The organism is Clostridium sp. UBA871, assembly GCF_002295255.1.
Taxonomy (GTDB): Bacteria; Bacillota; Clostridia; order Clostridiales; family Clostridiaceae; genus Clostridium_J; species Clostridium_J sulfidigenes.
Genome location: NZ_DBFV01000011.1, coordinates 320624 through 337724, shown reverse-complemented (window position 1 = coordinate 337724; position 17101 = coordinate 320624). Strand labels below are relative to the sequence as shown.

Sequence of the window (17101 nt, the reverse complement as noted above, 5' to 3'; positions counted from 1 at the left end):
TACTACCATCCTCTTGATGCATATAATTTGCCATCTGGTATATCCTTAGTATTTATACTGTCCATAGGTTCTCCTAAATCCTCAGAAACTTGTGATAAGATTTCAGGATTATTATAGTTTGCTACAGCATGAACTATAGCTTTAGCTCTTTTTTCTGGGTCTGCTGATTTAAATATACCAGAACCAACGAAAACTCCATCACTTCCAAGTTGCATCATTAAAGCTGCATCAGCTGGGGTAGCTACTCCACCGGCAGCAAAGTTAACTACTGGTAGTCTTCCATGGTTGTGAACATAAACTATTAAGTCATATGGTGCACCCATTTCTTTAGCTATAGTCATAAGCTCTTCCTTCGGTGTGTTTTGTACTTTTCTTATTTCACTCATCATAGTTCTCATATGTCTTACAGCTTCTACAACATCTCCAGTACCAGCTTCTCCTTTAGTTCTTATCATGGAAGCTCCCTCACCTATTCTTCTTAGTGCTTCTCCTAGGTTTCTAGCTCCACATACAAAAGGTACATTAAATCCTTTTTTATCTATGTGAAATAAATCATCCGCTGGAGTTAATACTTCACTTTCATCTATATAATCAATCTTAATGGCTTCTAATATTTGTGCCTCTACAAAATGACCTATTCTCACCTTTGCCATTACTGGAATAGATACAGCTTCTTGAATTTCTTTTATCATCTTAGGATCTGACATTCTAGCAACGCCACCTTGCTTTCTAATATCAGAAGGCACACGTTCCAAAGCCATTACAGCAACCGCTCCTGCTTTCTCTGCAATTATAGCTTCCCCAGCATTAACTACATCCATTATTACTCCACCCTTTAGCATTTCTGCTAGGTTTTTGTTTAACTCTGATCTTGTATTCATTTATATTCCCCCTACAGTATAGTACAAAATTGTATGTATATTTTGTATCTATTCATTTAATCTTTACAATACAATTATTCCATAAACGTCATATTAAATCAATACAATTTGATAAATATTAATATTTTGTATTATTTGTATGGGTACAATATAACTATATATCTATCTATGTATAAAAACATTTAAATAGATTCATAGTTAAATAGTTATTGTATTTATAAGGAAACTCCTTCTCATATTTATTTTTAATAGGAACTCCTTTTCACATACGTTATAAGGAGTAAGTTCGAACTACTAAATCAAAGATTTAGATTCTCACTTATTTTTACTTAGCCAAATCGTAGATTTGGAGTGGTGTCACTAACGTGACTTTTCGCTTTGCTCTCGAGGAAACTCCTTCTCATATTCATTCGAATGAGTATTTTTTACTTAGCCAAATCGTAGATTTGGAGTAAAAAATAAAGTAGAATGAATTTCTTCATTCTACTTATATACCCTATAATTTTATTTCACGTAACCCTTTTAGTTTTTATCCCTATAAACTAAATATATATATAAACATTAAACTAGACTTTTAAACATTAAACTTTTTAAATTAAACTAACTTTCTTTCAACTATTTCAGTTACTGCAAAGCTAGCAACGTCATCTGCATATTTTCCTGGTCCGAATCCTGCATCGTATCCTAATTCTTTAGCAAGTTCGTGAGTTATTCTTGGACCACCACAGATTAATACAACTTTATCTCTTAAACCTTCTGCCTCTAATAACTCTACAAGGTTGGTAAGGTTTTGGATGTGTACATCCTTTTGTGTAACTGTTTGAGATACTAGAAGAACGTCAGCTTTTAGCTCGATAGCTTTCTTAACGAACTCTTCGTTTTCTACTTGGCTTCCTAGGTTGTAAGCTTCGATACCTTTGTATCTTTCAAGACCATAGTGACCAGCGAAACCTTTCATGTTCATTATAGCATCGATTCCAACTGTGTGAGCGTCTGTTCCTGTTGAAGCTCCTATGATAACTACATCTCTTCCGATGTGCTCTTCAATGTATTCTCCAACTTCTGACATAGACATAGTATCTACTTCTACAGTTTGAACATGAATTTCTTCATAGTTAACAGTATGAGTTAATGAACCATATACTACATAGAATGTAAACTCTTTATCTAATGATCCGTGATGAGCAACGTTTGGATCTTTAAGTCCCATTGATTTTGCAAGTTGAATAGCAGCTTCTATTCCTCTTTCATCATCTTTAACTGGTAAAGTAAGACTCACTTGAACCTTTCCATCGTTCATAGTATCTCCGTAAGGTTTAAGTTTAGTTAGATCTAAATTAGTATCGTAATCTCTAACTTCTGTTGAATATAATCCACCACTCATTATCTGTTTCCTCCTAACATTAAATCTATAAATGGGTTGAAGTAATTAGCTTCCTTCTCAACAACTCCATCTAATCCTTTTCCTCCGTTTAGAGGTCTCTTAATACCTGCAAATTTACCTTGCTCTAAAGTACTGAATAAACCTTCTTTTTCTATTACAGATAATAGATCAGCAGCTTTTCCTAGAACTTCATCAACTCTTGTTTCCATTATTCCACCTTTTTTGAAAGTGATTTCAGAACCAAGGTCTTTCATTGTATGGAATATATATTGTGCATTATCAATAGATAGTGCTCTATCACTCATAAATGGAGTGTGTATAGCTTCTGTTAACATTCCTAATAAGTGTAATTTTTGGCTAGTCATTATTGTAACCATGTTAAATAATGCATCTTGTACTTGACCCTTGAATATATCTCCAGTCATGAACTTAGTTGGAGGCATGTATTTTAGTGGTGCTTTAGGGAATATTTCTCTAGCCATTTGTGCTTGAGCAAGCTCATATAGGAATCCATTTTCAACATTTGGATTTATTTCAAATGCGTGTCCTAGACCCATTTGCTCTTCTGGAAGTCCTGCAACTAAAGCAAATTGCTCATTGATGAATTGAGAAGCAAGCACCGTGTGAGCTTCTTCAACAGCATCAGCAGTTGTTAAGTAGTTATCTTCACCAGTGTTGATTATAACTCCTGCAAAACCATTGATTACTCTTGAGAAATATTGGTCAACTATAGTTCTTTGCATGTTGATATCTCTGAAAAGAATTCCGTATAATGCATCGTTAAGCATTACGTCAAGTCTTTCCATAGCTCCCATAGCAGCTATTTCTGGCATACATAATCCTGAACAGTAGTTACATAATCTGATGTATCTTCCTAATTCTTCTCCAACTTCATCTAAAGCTGATCTCATAAGTCTGAAGTTTTCTTGAGTTGCAAAAGTTCCTCCGAATCCTTCAGTTGTTACTCCGTATGGAACGTAGTCAAGTAAGCTTTGTCCTGTTGTTCTAATAACAGCTATAACGTCTGCACCTTGTTTTGCAGCAGCTTTAGCTTGAATTATATCTTCATAGATATTTCCTGTAGCAACGATAACATAAAGGTATGGACCTGTTTTATCGCCGAATTTTTCAAGGTAAGCTTCTCTCTCGCCTCTGTTAGCTTTGATTGTAGCTACCATGTTTTTAGCAACTTTTTCAACTGCCATTTTTATTTCAAACATATCTTTCATAGGTAGTTTAGTTAAATCTAATTCATTTTTAGCTACTTTTTCTGCTATTTCTTGTGGAGTTAATCCAGTGTTAACCATAGCATTACCTACTAATACAGCAACTCCAACAGATAATCCGTTTCCAGCTTTAATGTTTTCTACAACTACGTTTGGTAGTGGTACTCCAAATTCATCTACGCCATCTATACCTAATAATCTACATACAGTTCTTTCTACAGCTACTGTAGTATGTCTGTCTATGAACTTTTGAGTGTCTTGAGCTATATTCTTTGATGATTCTCTAGCTTTAGCAACTAGATTTAAATCTAAATTTAATTTACTTTCCATTGTACTCCTCCTCATAATATGTTTTCGCTATATTCACTATGTCTTTTTCTAATCCTAATAGCATCGCTATATTTAGCGCATCCTTAGGTACTTGATTTGTCTTAGATACTCTTTCAAGTTTATATTCCATATGCTCTTGGATAATTTCAACTGAATGAGTCTTATTAAGATCAATCTTATATTTTAGTTTCTCAAAGTCTATATTTTTTAGTCCTACAACTTGATAATGAACCATAGGTTCTTCTACCACACCATCATAATGGGTAGATATTATGCTAGCAGTGTTAAATTTTTGTAGATAATTTGCAAGAGATTTTACAAGGTAATATCCTTCTTTAGGGTTTGTTCCCCTAGCGAACTCATCAAGAGCTACAAATCCATCTCCACGTTTTACACACTCTACCACTTCTTTTAATTTAATTATCTCAGCTCCAAAAGTACTCAATCCCTTAGATATAGATTGCATATCGTCTGAAACAAAATGAATAAAATCTAATACTGGATAAGTTGCTTTTTTTGCAAATACAAAGAAGCCCAATTGTCCAAGAAATAGGTTTAAAACAATAGTCTTTAATGCTACACTCTTTCCTCCCATATTAGCTCCAGTTATCACCGTAGTTCCTCCATGAAGCTGTATATTAACAGGAGAGAATGCTTTTCCTTTTTTCTTAAGGATCGCTTCAATTTCAGGATTTATTCCATCCTCTATATCAATATTCATCTCTTTAACTATGTTAGGTTTAACACAATTGTATTTAATAGCAATGCTTGCCTTTGCCATTAATAAATCTAAAATACCTACCACTTTTAAATTTTCTGATATATATCTACTAAAGGAGGACAATTTAGAAGTAAGTTCTTTTCTAATATGTAACTCTTCTTCTTCCTCTTGAATAACAATATCTAATCGCTCTTGTTTTAACTTTTCAATAAGACCTTCATCATTGCAAGAAAAAATTGCTTTTTCCTTTTCACCTTTTAGTTTTCTTATCTGAGAAAGTTTTTCACTATATTCTTCATAAATATAGAATGTAGATAAACGTTTTTTACTTGGGTCTAATATATCTATTACTTCTTCTAGGGAATGAAGCTTAATTTTACCTACAGATAAATTAATATTATCTAAGACTAATTTAAGCTCTTCCAAAAGCATAGATACATATTTAACCTCATAAAGTTCAACTTCATCTAATATTTCTACCTTCTCTGCTCTTCTTAATGTATTTCTTATATCTTTAATCTTGTGTAGAAGTCTTACTATATCGTTAAACTCATCATGATATTCATTCATATGACCTATCATCAGCTCAACGTTAGTAAGCTCTTCTACCAATTTATCATACTCATTAATTCTAAAAGGCTTTATCAGCTTCTTTTCCTCAGTACCATAAGGAGTTATTATACCAAGCTCATCCATGATAAAGGAAAACCCTATTTGAGCCCTTTGTTCATTATCTAAAAACTTCATATTATTTCCCCCCTAATACATCAAATACTGGAACATTGACAGCTTCTCTAAGACCTTTTAAGAATTCATCCTTTGGAAATTCATATCCATAAGGTGATTTTGGATTTGAAGTTATGCAAACCACAGTTATCTTATTTAGGACCTTTATGACTCCACCTTGCCTATGGAATCTATAAAGGCTTTCACTACTAATAAATAGCTTAGTACCATCTTCCACAAGAAAAGTTATATCTTTATATAGGTTAGTAGAAGTCATGATATTTTTAATAAGTTTGTCAGAAACTGCACCTTTAATAACTACATGGGATACTTGTTCACTCAAAGCTTCTACAATTTCTTTTGAAGCTTCTAGGGCAGTTAAAACCTCTAGTACTTTATAGGTACCATCCTTATAAATGATGCCTACAATTCCTGAATCACATATTTTTGTTGCGACATTTAAAATAGACCTATCTTGCTCATGGGGTAAACTTAATAGATCCATAGTATGTTTTGTCTCACTTATGACGGTCTTCATACTTCTTGATAGAGCGGCTCCTGTAGATAACACTGTAGCTTCTGTTATGGCGGGTGAAGCAAAGGTCTTTCTACTTAAAGCTCCATCTACTATTACAAGATCACACTGAAGACTTAATAATTGATCTTTTATATTGGTCATATATGAATTCACGGAAGGTCCTCCTAAATCCACATAACCATCACTTAAGGCTTTACAAATAACAACTTCTCCCATAGGAGTATTTATTCCTGTAGTTCTTACAATCTCTCTTGTGAAATCACTATTTAAAAGACATTGTTTGGCTGTAGCAATCACAGTCCCCTTTTCAATATATATCTTAGGTTTCTCTGTAGCCGTAACCCTGTCTAACTCTTCACCATCTCTCCCTATAGAAGTTAGGCCAAGGGACACAGAGCCCCTAGCCTCCTTCAAGATATGGTTTAAAGTTGTAGTTTTTCCCACATTTTTATTCATACCTATAATAGATACACTTTTATATGGTTTCAATAACTTTAAAATTTCATTCATTAAGATCACTTCTAACTATATTCTAGTGAGCGTGTCTTTCGTTTCTTTCTAATCCTGTTGGTTCTAAAGCAAGTTTTTCACCGTTTAATAATCCAGCAACTCCAACTTTATGAACTGATTTCTTACCTGTACAAACATCACAAGTACATCCTGGAGTGTAGTTTGTTGGCTCAGAGTAAGTAGTTATAACTCCTTCAAAGTTTCTAAGTATTACTTTGTCATGGCTTTGAGAAATTACATAGTTTGGCATAACTGGAGTTTTTCCACCGCCGCCTGGAGCGTCAACAACGAATGTTGGTACGCAGTATCCAGAAGTATGTCCTCTTAATCCTTCAATGATTTCGATACCTTTAGAAACTGGAGTTCTGAAGTGCTCTAGTCCTAATGATAAGTCACATTGATAGATGTAGTAAGGTCTAACTCTGATTTTAACTAAATCGTTAACTAATTGTTTCATTGTGTGAACACAGTCATTTACTCCTCTTAGAAGTACTGATTGGTTTCCTAGTGGTATACCAGCATTAGCCATTCTCTCACATGCAGCTTTAGACTCTTCTGTGATTTCGTTTGGATGGTTAAAGTGAGTATTTAACCAGATTGGGTGGTATTTCTTTAACATATTTACAAGGCCATCAGTAATTCTTTGTGGCATAACTACTGGTGTTCTTGAACCAATTCTGATTATTTCTACGTGTGGTATTGCTCTTAATTTGCTGATGATGTACTCAAGTACTGAATCGTCAACTAGTAAAGCATCTCCACCTGATAATAGAACGTCTCTGATTACTGGTGTTTTGCTGATATAATCTATAGCTTTATCTATTCTTTCCATTGGCATGCAGTCATCGCTTTGTCCTGCAAATCTTCTTCTTGTGCAGTGTCTGCAGTACATAGAGCATTGGTCAGTTATAAGAAGTAATACTCTATCTGGATATCTATGAGTTAATCCAGGTACTGGAGAATCTGTATCTTCGTGTAGTGGGTCTTCTAAATCTGCAGCAGATTTATGAGCTTCTAATCCTGTTGGGATAGCTTGTAATCTTACTGGGTCATTAGCATTGTTTGGATCGATTAATGATAAGTAGTAAGGAGTTATAGCCATTCTTAAAGTTTCAAGACATTTTTTAGCTCCTTCTTCTTCTTCTGGAGTTAATGGAATATACTTCTTTAATTCATCTAAAGTTTCTATTCTGTTTTTTGTTTGCCATTTCCAGTCAAACCATTGTTCATCTGTAACGTTTGGAAATAATTCTTTTCTACGAGTTGTATTCATTAATTGTTACCCCCTATAATTTCACATTTATATATATTAATTTTATTAATTAATCAATTATAATCTACGGATTAAACGTATAATTCTTGGAATATAGCTCTTAGAGTTTCGTTTTCTCTTAACTCTTGTAATGTTATTTCAGCATGTCCTTTAGTATATCCGTTTCCTACTATCATAGTTACGTCTTTACCTACACCCTCAGCTCCTAAAGCAGCTTTAGTGAATGCTGTAGCCATTGAGAAGAAGTAAACTATACCGTCATCTTTAACTGGTAATATAGTTGACATTTCTGTGTTTTGAACGTTAACTATGTTGATAGATACATCAACTTCTTCGCCGTTGTTGTTAGCTAAAGCTAAGTTCATTACGTCGATAGCTTTAGTAGCATCTCCGATAACTATTTTCATGTTTAAGTTTAATCTTCTTAATCTTGCAGCTTCTTCTTCGTTTCTAACTAAACCAATAACGTTTCCTGTTGGTCCAACTCTTTTAACTGCTTCGTAGCAACATAACATTCCTGATTTTCCTGCTGCTCCTAATAAAAGAACTGATTGTCCTGGTCTAACTAATTTAGCAACTTGAGCTGGAGCTCCTGCTACGTCTAGTGCAGCTAGTGCTAAAGTTTCTTCCATATCTTCTGGAAGTTTAGCATATAATCCGCTTTCGAATAATATTGCTTGACCTTTAATTTCTACTCTATCGATGTCTGGTTTAATATCGATGATTTCTTCTATTTTAAGTGGAGTTAATGAAAGAGATACTAATGTAGAGATTTTGTCTCCAACTTTAAGATCAGTTTTTCCTTCTAATGCAGCTCCTATTTTAGCTATTTTTCCGATAAGCATTCCGCCTGAACCAGTTACAGGGTTTTGCATTTTTCCTCTTTCTCCAACGATTTCAAGGATTTTTGCTTTTATTTTTTCTACGTCATGTCCAGCTTCTTCTTCTATTTGTGTAAAGCTTGCTGAGTCAACGTTTAAAGCTTGAACGTCGATAAGTATTTCATTATCATATATTTCCATTGTATTGTCTATTTTTAAAGCTGGTTGTGGTAATACTCCTGCTGGTGTTATTACTCTGTGAGTTCCATATTTACATCCTTTTTTCATTAAAAACACTCCTTTTTACTTTAGTCTCAATAAATTTTTTCTACTTAATTATTGTTTATTATATTTTTAATCTTATACGTTAAAAATAGCTTCTTATGTTATGCTTCAAATTATAAAGCTTTAAGTCCTAATATTTCTCTTGCTTCTGCTGGAGTTGCAATTTCTCTTCCTAATTCTTTAGCTATTCTTACAGCTTTTTCAACTAGATCAGCATTGCTTTCTGCCATAACACCTTTTGATAGGTATACGTTATCTTCAAATCCAACTCTTACATGTCCACCTTCTATCATAGACATTGCAGCTAATGGGAATTCATTTCTGCCTATTCCTGATACTGTGTAAGTGCTTCCTGCTGGAATACTTTCTTTCATAAATACAAAGTCTCTCATTCCAGCACTTATTCCACCATTAACTCCCATAACGAAGTTGAAGTGCATTGGTGCTTTTATAAATCCTTTTTTATGAAGTCTGATGGCCATGTCAATCATACCTTTATCGAATACTTCGATTTCTGGCTTAACGTTTAACTGGATCATCTTCTCCCCGAATTCTTTGATTGTGTTCTCTGTATTAACAAATATTTCGTCTCCACCAAAGTTACAAGTTCCACAGTCTAATGTTGCCATTTCTGGACTTAAATCAACTGGTTGAAGTCTTTCTTCATTGCTCATTCCTACAGCACCACCAGTAGATGGTTGAATGATAACATCTGGACATCTTCTTCTTATTTCAGCCATACAAGCTTCAAATCTATCTTTGTCTTGAGTTGGAGTACCATCATCTTTTCTAACATGAAGGTGAATTATACTAGCTCCAGCTTTATAACATTTTTCTGCCTCTTGACCAATTTCTTCTACTGTGTAAGGAACATTTGGATTTTGCTCTTTAGTAACCTCTGCACCACAAATAGCTGCAGCAATTATTAACTTTTCCATTTAAAATCCTCCTATATAGTTAATTTTTTAACAATGTTTCTGCAAGAATTCTTGCATATAGTTACTTAATTACTTTCTCTTCTTATCTTTTGGTACTACGCATATTCCAGTTGCTTTACAAACAACTATTGGCTCTTCTAAAACGTCACAAGCTGAATCGTTGATTTCAGGTCTTGGAACTATTACTTTTCTAGCTTCAAAAGTCATTTTTCTTGATGTATTTCCAACGTGTACGATTTCACCTACAGCTTCGATATAATCTCCAGCAAATACAGGTGCCATGAATTCTACGTTTTCATAAGCTTTGAATAGACCTTCGTCTCCATCATTTTGTATTAATAATTCTGTAGCTACATCTCCAAATAATTGTAGCATTCTTGCTCCATCAACAAGATTTCCACCGTAGTGTGCATCATGTGCGCTCATTCTTAATCTGATTACTGATTTCATTTTCTTTTCCCCCTATAAAATAATCGTTTACTTTTTATTTATGTATAACTTTTTAGTATAAACAGATTTCTTAGTTTCTTTGAAACTTAGAAATCGTTATCCAGGGACGTAGCAGCTCTTTTACTCTCACTTTGAAAAAGTTCATAGTATTAGAGATGATAGTCATCGGATAAAAATATAGTAAATAAAAAATGGCGTTGAAAATATTCAACACCATTAGATAACTTGGTTAGTTAGAACTATCAATGCAATGAATATTTTTCATTCCATAAATAGCTCTCCATATAACATGGCAGTGATAAAACCTTGTGTCTTATCCCCAAGTAATACAAAATACCTTTGTACCCTTTCGGCCTATAAACAATTCACTGTAACATCAGAGGGTATTCTCTTTAACATTTATCAGTTACCAATTTATAAGCGCCTCTACTTATGATTCAATATTAAATTTTTAAACAATTCAATTTATTATTTATCATGTACCTATTATAAATCTAATATTTTAGAAATGCAATGGTTTTTTTAAAAAATTTTTAAATTAATATAAGTTTTTTGTAGATTTTGAATTTTACTTAACATTTCACCGTTTTTCTTATACTTTTTTCAGTATACTCATAGTAATTTGTCCACCTAATCGTTTCCATAAGTCATCTATACTCGGAAATGAAGATACAAGATTACAAATTGATTCTTTGTAATCTTCATCACTCCATCGATAACCATAGTTTATACAATTAATTATATATCTTCTAAAAAAGCTTTTTAAACTATTTCTAAAACAAACAATTTTATAATCATTATATTTATTACTTAGTATTAAGTATAATTTTCTTTGATGACTTAAATTTATAATTAAACTTAATGTTTTTTCATCATAATAATTAAAGTGAAAAGGATAATACTTCTCTTTTATATCATCTTTCATTCTTATAATCAAGTGCCCTGAGATTACTTTATTACTTTTTACATAGGCGCTTTTGAAATTAAACTGCATAGAATTAGGCAAATATATAAAATCTTTAAAATCATCTTTAATTATTATACAAGTCAACTTTTTATTATGAACCTTTTGTTCTGTTAAAGCAGATACCCCCAAGGGTAGGTCTTTAAGCATATCTTCTATAGGTCTCACTTTAATTTCACCCACTTTTGAGCTATTCAATACTTAAAACCTTAAATTTCTCCTCATAATTTACTGCCTCTAAAACCTTATTAACTATGTTGTCGCTAACTACTCCAACTCCACCTAAAACCAATACTTGATCGGATTTTATTCCTTTTATTGCTGCTAAAACTTTAGGATAATAAGTTCCTGATTCCTCCATAAGAATTACTGGAGAAGAAGTTAATGCAGCTATTGGTGCTCCTACTAATCCATCTGGAAAATCTATTCCTGATGCTAAATAAATTTTGTTTAAATTAACATTTCCTTTAAAATAATTAAAAACTGCTGTATTAGTTTCATATCTATCAATTCCACTAATTCTTTCAGGACTTTTATAATTAGCCATATTAGAGTTTGATATCACACCATCCCCACCTATAACATAAGTTTTAGGTATGCTATTATTTTGAATGAACTTTTTATTATAACTGTTATATTCATTCACATCTGTTAGCAATATAGGCATTCCTAGTTTTGCCGCCACCGGAGCTATTGATAGAGAATCGGCAAAACTTACCCCTGAAGCCAAAACAACTCCATTAGATGTTCCAATATGCTCAGCTACTTTTACAGCTGTTTCATACCTATTGATACCACCTAATCTTTTAACATCAATGCCCATTCCCTTTAACTGGGATTGTACATTTTTAGATACAACTCCATCTCCACCAACTATGTAAGCTATAGAAGGCTTCAATCTATTTATCTCATTGGACACTACAGTAGATAATGCACTCTGTTCTGTTAGCAATATAGGAGCATTATACTTTTTAGCTAAAGGTGCCGCACTTAGTGCATCAGGATAATCCGTTCCACACACTAGTACTATGGTTTTACTTCCACTAGGCCATCCCTGTTTAGATGTTTCTACAGCAGTTTCATATCTAGTGCTCCCACCTAATCTTATTTTTACTGCATCTGCTTCTACTCTATTATTAATGCTAAAGGCTATTGCCCCCATTATACTTAAAGCTACAATTGAACTGATAACTTTTCCTTTCTTCTTCATATAACCCTCCCCATTAATTAATTTAGTATTCATCTTCATACTATCTATTTTATATTATGTGCCTCAAATATAAAATAGATTTTTACAAATCAATATAGATTTTTACAATTTTCCATAAAATCTTATAAAAAAAATCATGCTAAAACTTAATTCTAACACAATTTTCCATGAATTTATATATACTATGCTGATAACTTCTCTCTTATCTCAATATTCTTTTTATTACATTTTCTATATATGAACCAATAAACTAATCCAATACAAACTGCACCACCAATAATATTTCCTATGGTTACAGGAATTAGATTATTAAAAATTCCAACTATAGTTAAATTATCTAATTTTTCAACAGCTACATGAGATGCTTCAACAAAAGCTGAATTTGTTTTTGCAAGCAATCCTATAGAAAAGTAATACATATTAGCTACGCAGTGTTCAAAACCTGCTATAACAAAAGCAAATATTGGAAAGAAACCCATGAATATTTTTCCTGTTACATCTTTAGCTGCATAGGAACCCCATACACATACACATACTATGACATTACACAATATTCCACTTGCAATTGCAGGTACAAAACCCATACTTGCCTTAGCCGCTGCTACCTTAATAGCATAGCCTCCAACGTTTCCTGTTGATAAAAGACCTGATTCAAAAACTAGTATTGCTACAAAAGCAGCTCCAATAAAGTTTCCTATCCAAACAAGTGCCCAATTTTTAAACATTTGACCTGTGGTTATCTTTTTTTCAGCCCAAGCTACACTTAATAATGAATTTCCTGTGAACAATTCTGCTCCACATATTAACACTAAAATTAATCCAACTGGAAATACTATACCTGCCACAAATTTCTGTAATCCAGGATCACTGATTCCATGTGATGCTACTGATGATGCATATGCCCCTAAAGCTATAAATACTCCTGCTAAAATACCTAAAAATAAAGTTTGTACACATTTATTATTAGCCTTTTTTACTCCAACCTGTTCTACATAATTAGTAATTTCATCAGGTGAAAGCATTTTTTTATCCATTAGAAGTTCCTCCAGTATTTCTACATTTTAATTTGTTTTTTTTACTTTCCACGTTAATTATATTGAAGCCTACACAAGGTGTCAACAGATTTCCCCTTAATAAAACCTGGAAAAAATCCACCTCGGAAATTTATCTGTATATTTTAAATATTACAATAACTTTCATGAAATTTCATATATTATTACAGCTATATTTATATGCATGTTCACAATTTAGACATAAAAAAAGTGGCATGCGCCGCATTCCTAACGGTAAAACCTATAAAGCGTAAAAATCTATACTTTCCTATACAACAAAAAAATATTACCTAGTAAACCAGGTAATATTAAAAACTCCAATTTCATTCCATGATAAGTTTTCATTTATACTTTCGCTTTCAAAGGTATTTTTAAGCATGTTTTTAAGTTTCATAGAATTTTCATTGAGCTTTTTCTTCATTTCCTCATTTTCTTCTTCTATAAACTCTTCATCTTTTACTAAATAATTTCCTTCTTGGCTATATATAACCAGTTCATCACCCTCATATACTATGTCTCCATTTATTTCATAGGGCTTAACAGTCTTAAAAACATCCTTTATTTTACCATTCTCAATTTTTCCTCTATACAAATATTCACATTGAGTTAATTTTTCCTTATCAAAACTAAAGGTAATAAAAGCTATCTCATCCTTTTTAGGAGATACTTTTCCCTTTAATAAAACTTCTCCACTATCTTCCAAACTAATTATTTGTGCATTATTAAAGTATATATTAGTAACTCCATTACTATCTCTACCATAAACTAGAGTATTACCTTCATTAAGAACATCTATTAAGATTCCTTCGCAGGAATTCAAAAGTTCTAAAGTGTCTGCATCATAAATTAGATATTTACTTGTGGTAGGATCTATATATAAATGAACTACTAATTTATTATTCATCCATGATATATTAGATATTTGATTTTCACCTATATCATTTATTTGTAATACTTTATATTCCTCATCTTTCATACTATATATATTTATTTTATCTTTCTCATCTAAATATTTAAAAGCTATATTACTCCAGTCATTACTTAAAGCAGAAAGTTCTTTCAGCCTATGCAAATCTCCTACCCCTTCTAAATATTCCTCATGCTCATCAAAAATATATATATTGTTGTTTTTTTCTATTACAGCACTTGTATAATTGTTTATAATTGGATCTCTTTCTTCTTCAATATCGGATTTACATCCAACTAAAATAAAAAGGGTACTAATTAGTGTTATTGCTACGACAAATATTTTTATTTTATTAACTTTTCTAACTTTTTTTCTATAATTCAACACTACCCCTCCTTATCTACACATCAAATACCCTAACTATTATACTACTTGCAAATACTCTATTCAATATTATCTACTAATGTATATACATTGTTTAATCATTGTTTTTATTTCATTTAAATTTACTACATATATTAAAAAATCATCCCCATAAAAATATACGAAGCAACCTTCAACTTAGAACTTATTTTTTTTATATTTTTATTAATATATTTTATTTACTTTGTAAAAAAAATATAAAAATTTATTTTATTTACAACTAAATACAAACTAAAAAAATAAAAAATCAGGTATATAGTCTTAATCTTTTAATACTATATACCCAATTAAATTATTCAATTATTTAAATTATGATTTATTTATTTAAAGCTTTTTCAATAACAGATTTTATTAATTCATCCTTCGGTATATATGGAAGAGTTATATGATCTGTTCCTTTGTTCTTCTCATTATATTCCATACTTGTTTCAATAGAATGTGGATTTCTTGCCCAAGCTCTTCTAGCAACTCCGCCCATAACATCCCATGCCATAGATGATTTTATAATATTATCAACTCTTTCGCTACCATCAAGAACTAATCCAAATCCTCCATTGATTGACTTACTTGTTCCAACTCCTCCACCATTGTGAAGAGCAATTAAGCTCATTCCTCTTGCTGCATTTCCTGCAAAGCATTGGATTGCCATTTCAGCCATCATGTTACTTCCATCTTTTATATTAGAAGTTTCTCTAAATGGAGAATCTGTACCACTTACATCATGGTGATCTCTTCCAAGCATGATTGGTCCAACTTCACCATTTCTTACAAGTTCATTAAACTTAAGAGCAATATCCATACGACCTTGTGCATCTTGATATAATATTCTAGCTTCTGTCCCAACAACTAATTGGTTCTTTTCAGCATCTCTAATCCAAATGTAGTTATCTCTATCTTGTCCTCTTCTATTTGGATCAATACATTCCATCGCAGCATGGTCTGTTTTTATTAAATCTTCATGTTTATGACTTAAGCATACCCATCTAAATGGTCCATAACCATAGTCAAATAGCATTGGTCCCATGATATCTTCAACATAAGAAGGATAAATGAATCCATCCTTTTCATCTACACCATTTTTAGCTATGTCTTTTCCACCAGCATCATAGATTGCCTTCATAAATGAGTTACCATAATCAAAGAAGTAAACTCCCTTAGTAACTAACCTTTTAATTATGTCGTAGTGCTTTAATAAGGTCATATCTACAAGCTCTTTGAATTTTTCTCTATCTTCTTTTAATAATCTGGTTCTTTCTTCAAAAGAAATTCCTACTGGTGCATACCCACCATCATATGCAGCATGGCAAGAAGTTTGGTCTGATAATAAATCTATATGAATATCATTTTCTAAGATGTATTCAAGTAAATCTACGATATTTCCATGATATGCTATAGAGATAGACTCTTCATTTTTAGCCTTTTCTTTAGCAACTCTTATAACTTCTTCTAAATCACTTGATGCCATGGAAACCCAGCCTTGATCAAGTCTTGTTTTGATTCTTGAATAGTCAACCTCTGCTACAATTCCTACTCCATTAGCTATTTCTATAGCTTTAGGTTGAGCACCACTCATTCCGCCAAGACCAGAAGTTACAAATATCTTACCTCTTAAATCTCCATCATCAGCCACTCCAAGTTTTAATCTTCCTGCATTTACTATAGTGTTGAAGGTACCATGAACTATACCTTGAGGTCCTATATACATCCAACCACCAGCTGTCATCTGTCCATAGTTAGCTACTCCTAGTTGAGTTGCTAAATGGAAGTCTTCTGGATTATCAAACATACCAACCATTAGACCATTAGTAGTTATTACCCTTGGAGCAGTTTTAGAACTTCTAAATAATCCTAATGGATGACCACTCTCTACTACTAAAGTTTGTTCATCTGTCATATTTTCTAGGTATTTTTTAATAAGTCTATATTGCATCCAGTTTTGGCATACTTGTCCTGTTTCACCGTAAGTAACAAGTTCATAAGGATATAATGCCACATCAAAATCTAAGTTGTTATCTATCATTACTTGGAAGGCCTTACCTTCTGCGCAATTTCCTTTATATTCATCTATAGACTTACCACTTAATTTTCCTTCTGGTCTAAATCTATATCCATATATTCTTCCTCTTGTCAAAAGCTCTTCCATAAACTCTGGAGCTAATTTCTCGTGAAGATGTTCTGGAACATATCTTAAAGCATTTTTAAGAGCTAATTCAGTTTGTGCAGGTGTTAAGCTATAACCTCTGTCAGGAGCTCTTCTAATTCCTTCTTGAAACTTAGGCATTTCTGGTAATTCATCATCTAACTTTATTACCATCTTATTTTTAATATCAATGTTATTAATCATAATTTTCCTCCTATTTCTATAAAAAATATATCCGATGACTACCTGCTCTAATATTCCTATCTTTTTTAAAGTAGGAATAAAGAGCAGCTACGTCCCTGGATAACGATTTCTAAGCTTC

At 32.3% G+C, this 17101-nt stretch carries 14 protein-coding genes and 1 riboswitch; all 14 genes read right to left on the bottom strand.

Going from position 1 to position 17101, the window contains the following annotated elements; all coding sequences use genetic code 11:
* Positions 1–2: 2 nt before the first annotated feature.
* Positions 3–881 (bottom strand): pyridoxal 5'-phosphate synthase lyase subunit PdxS, encoded by an 879-nt coding sequence (gene pdxS, locus B3086_RS14800; RefSeq protein ID WP_346847180.1) that lies wholly within the window; start codon positions 879–881, stop codon positions 3–5.
* Between the two features lie 595 nt (positions 882–1476).
* Positions 1477–2265: an OAM dimerization domain-containing protein gene (locus tag B3086_RS14795; protein ID WP_346847179.1), complete on the bottom strand. Its 789-nt coding sequence runs from the start codon at positions 2263–2265 to the stop codon at positions 1477–1479.
* Positions 2265–3821: a lysine 5,6-aminomutase subunit alpha gene (locus B3086_RS14790; RefSeq protein WP_346847178.1), complete on the bottom strand. Its 1557-nt coding sequence runs from the start codon at positions 3819–3821 to the stop codon at positions 2265–2267. Before B3086_RS14790 ends, B3086_RS14795 begins: the two co-directional genes overlap by 1 nt.
* Entirely contained in the window at positions 3811–5289 is a 1479-nt protein-coding gene (locus tag B3086_RS14785) for a MutS-related protein (RefSeq protein WP_035130514.1), read from the bottom strand. Before B3086_RS14785 ends, B3086_RS14790 begins: the two co-directional genes overlap by 11 nt.
* Before the next feature lies 1 nt (position 5290).
* Positions 5291–6316 (bottom strand): hypothetical protein, encoded by a 1026-nt coding sequence (locus tag B3086_RS14780; protein WP_035130517.1) that lies wholly within the window; start codon positions 6314–6316, stop codon positions 5291–5293.
* Positions 6317–6338: 22 nt separating this feature from the next.
* Positions 6339–7589, bottom strand: a complete 1251-nt coding sequence (gene ablA, locus B3086_RS14775) for a lysine 2,3-aminomutase (RefSeq protein ID WP_035130520.1) — start codon at positions 7587–7589, stop codon at positions 6339–6341.
* Between the two features lie 71 nt (positions 7590–7660).
* A complete protein-coding gene (locus tag B3086_RS14770; protein WP_035130522.1) occupies positions 7661–8698 on the bottom strand; it encodes an L-erythro-3,5-diaminohexanoate dehydrogenase in 1038 nt (345 codons plus the stop codon).
* 110 nt (positions 8699–8808) lie between these two features.
* Positions 8809–9633: a 3-keto-5-aminohexanoate cleavage protein gene (locus tag B3086_RS14765; protein ID WP_150845313.1), complete on the bottom strand. Its 825-nt coding sequence runs from the start codon at positions 9631–9633 to the stop codon at positions 8809–8811.
* 69 nt (positions 9634–9702) lie between these two features.
* A complete protein-coding gene (locus B3086_RS14760; RefSeq protein WP_035130526.1) occupies positions 9703–10083 on the bottom strand; it encodes a hotdog domain-containing protein in 381 nt (126 codons plus the stop codon).
* 265 nt (positions 10084–10348) lie between these two features.
* A riboswitch (Lysine riboswitch) is annotated at positions 10349–10520 on the bottom strand.
* Between the two features lie 155 nt (positions 10521–10675).
* A complete protein-coding gene (locus tag B3086_RS14755) occupies positions 10676–11215 on the bottom strand; it encodes a hypothetical protein (protein WP_346879411.1) in 540 nt (179 codons plus the stop codon).
* A gap of 22 nt (positions 11216–11237) precedes the next feature.
* Positions 11238–12257 carry a cell wall-binding repeat-containing protein gene (locus tag B3086_RS14750; RefSeq protein ID WP_346847176.1) on the bottom strand — a complete coding sequence of 340 codons (1020 nt, stop codon included), beginning with the start codon at positions 12255–12257 and terminating at the stop codon, positions 11238–11240.
* Between the two features lie 182 nt (positions 12258–12439).
* Complete coding sequence (locus B3086_RS14745; RefSeq protein WP_346893761.1) at positions 12440–13291, bottom strand: formate/nitrite transporter family protein; 852 nt, start codon at positions 13289–13291, stop codon at positions 12440–12442.
* A gap of 304 nt (positions 13292–13595) precedes the next feature.
* Positions 13596–14600 carry a hypothetical protein gene (locus B3086_RS14740; RefSeq protein WP_346893759.1) on the bottom strand — a complete coding sequence of 335 codons (1005 nt, stop codon included), beginning with the start codon at positions 14598–14600 and terminating at the stop codon, positions 13596–13598.
* A gap of 355 nt (positions 14601–14955) precedes the next feature.
* Complete coding sequence (locus tag B3086_RS14735) at positions 14956–16983, bottom strand: urocanate hydratase (RefSeq protein WP_346893757.1); 2028 nt, start codon at positions 16981–16983, stop codon at positions 14956–14958.
* Positions 16984–17101: the final 118 nt, after the last annotated feature.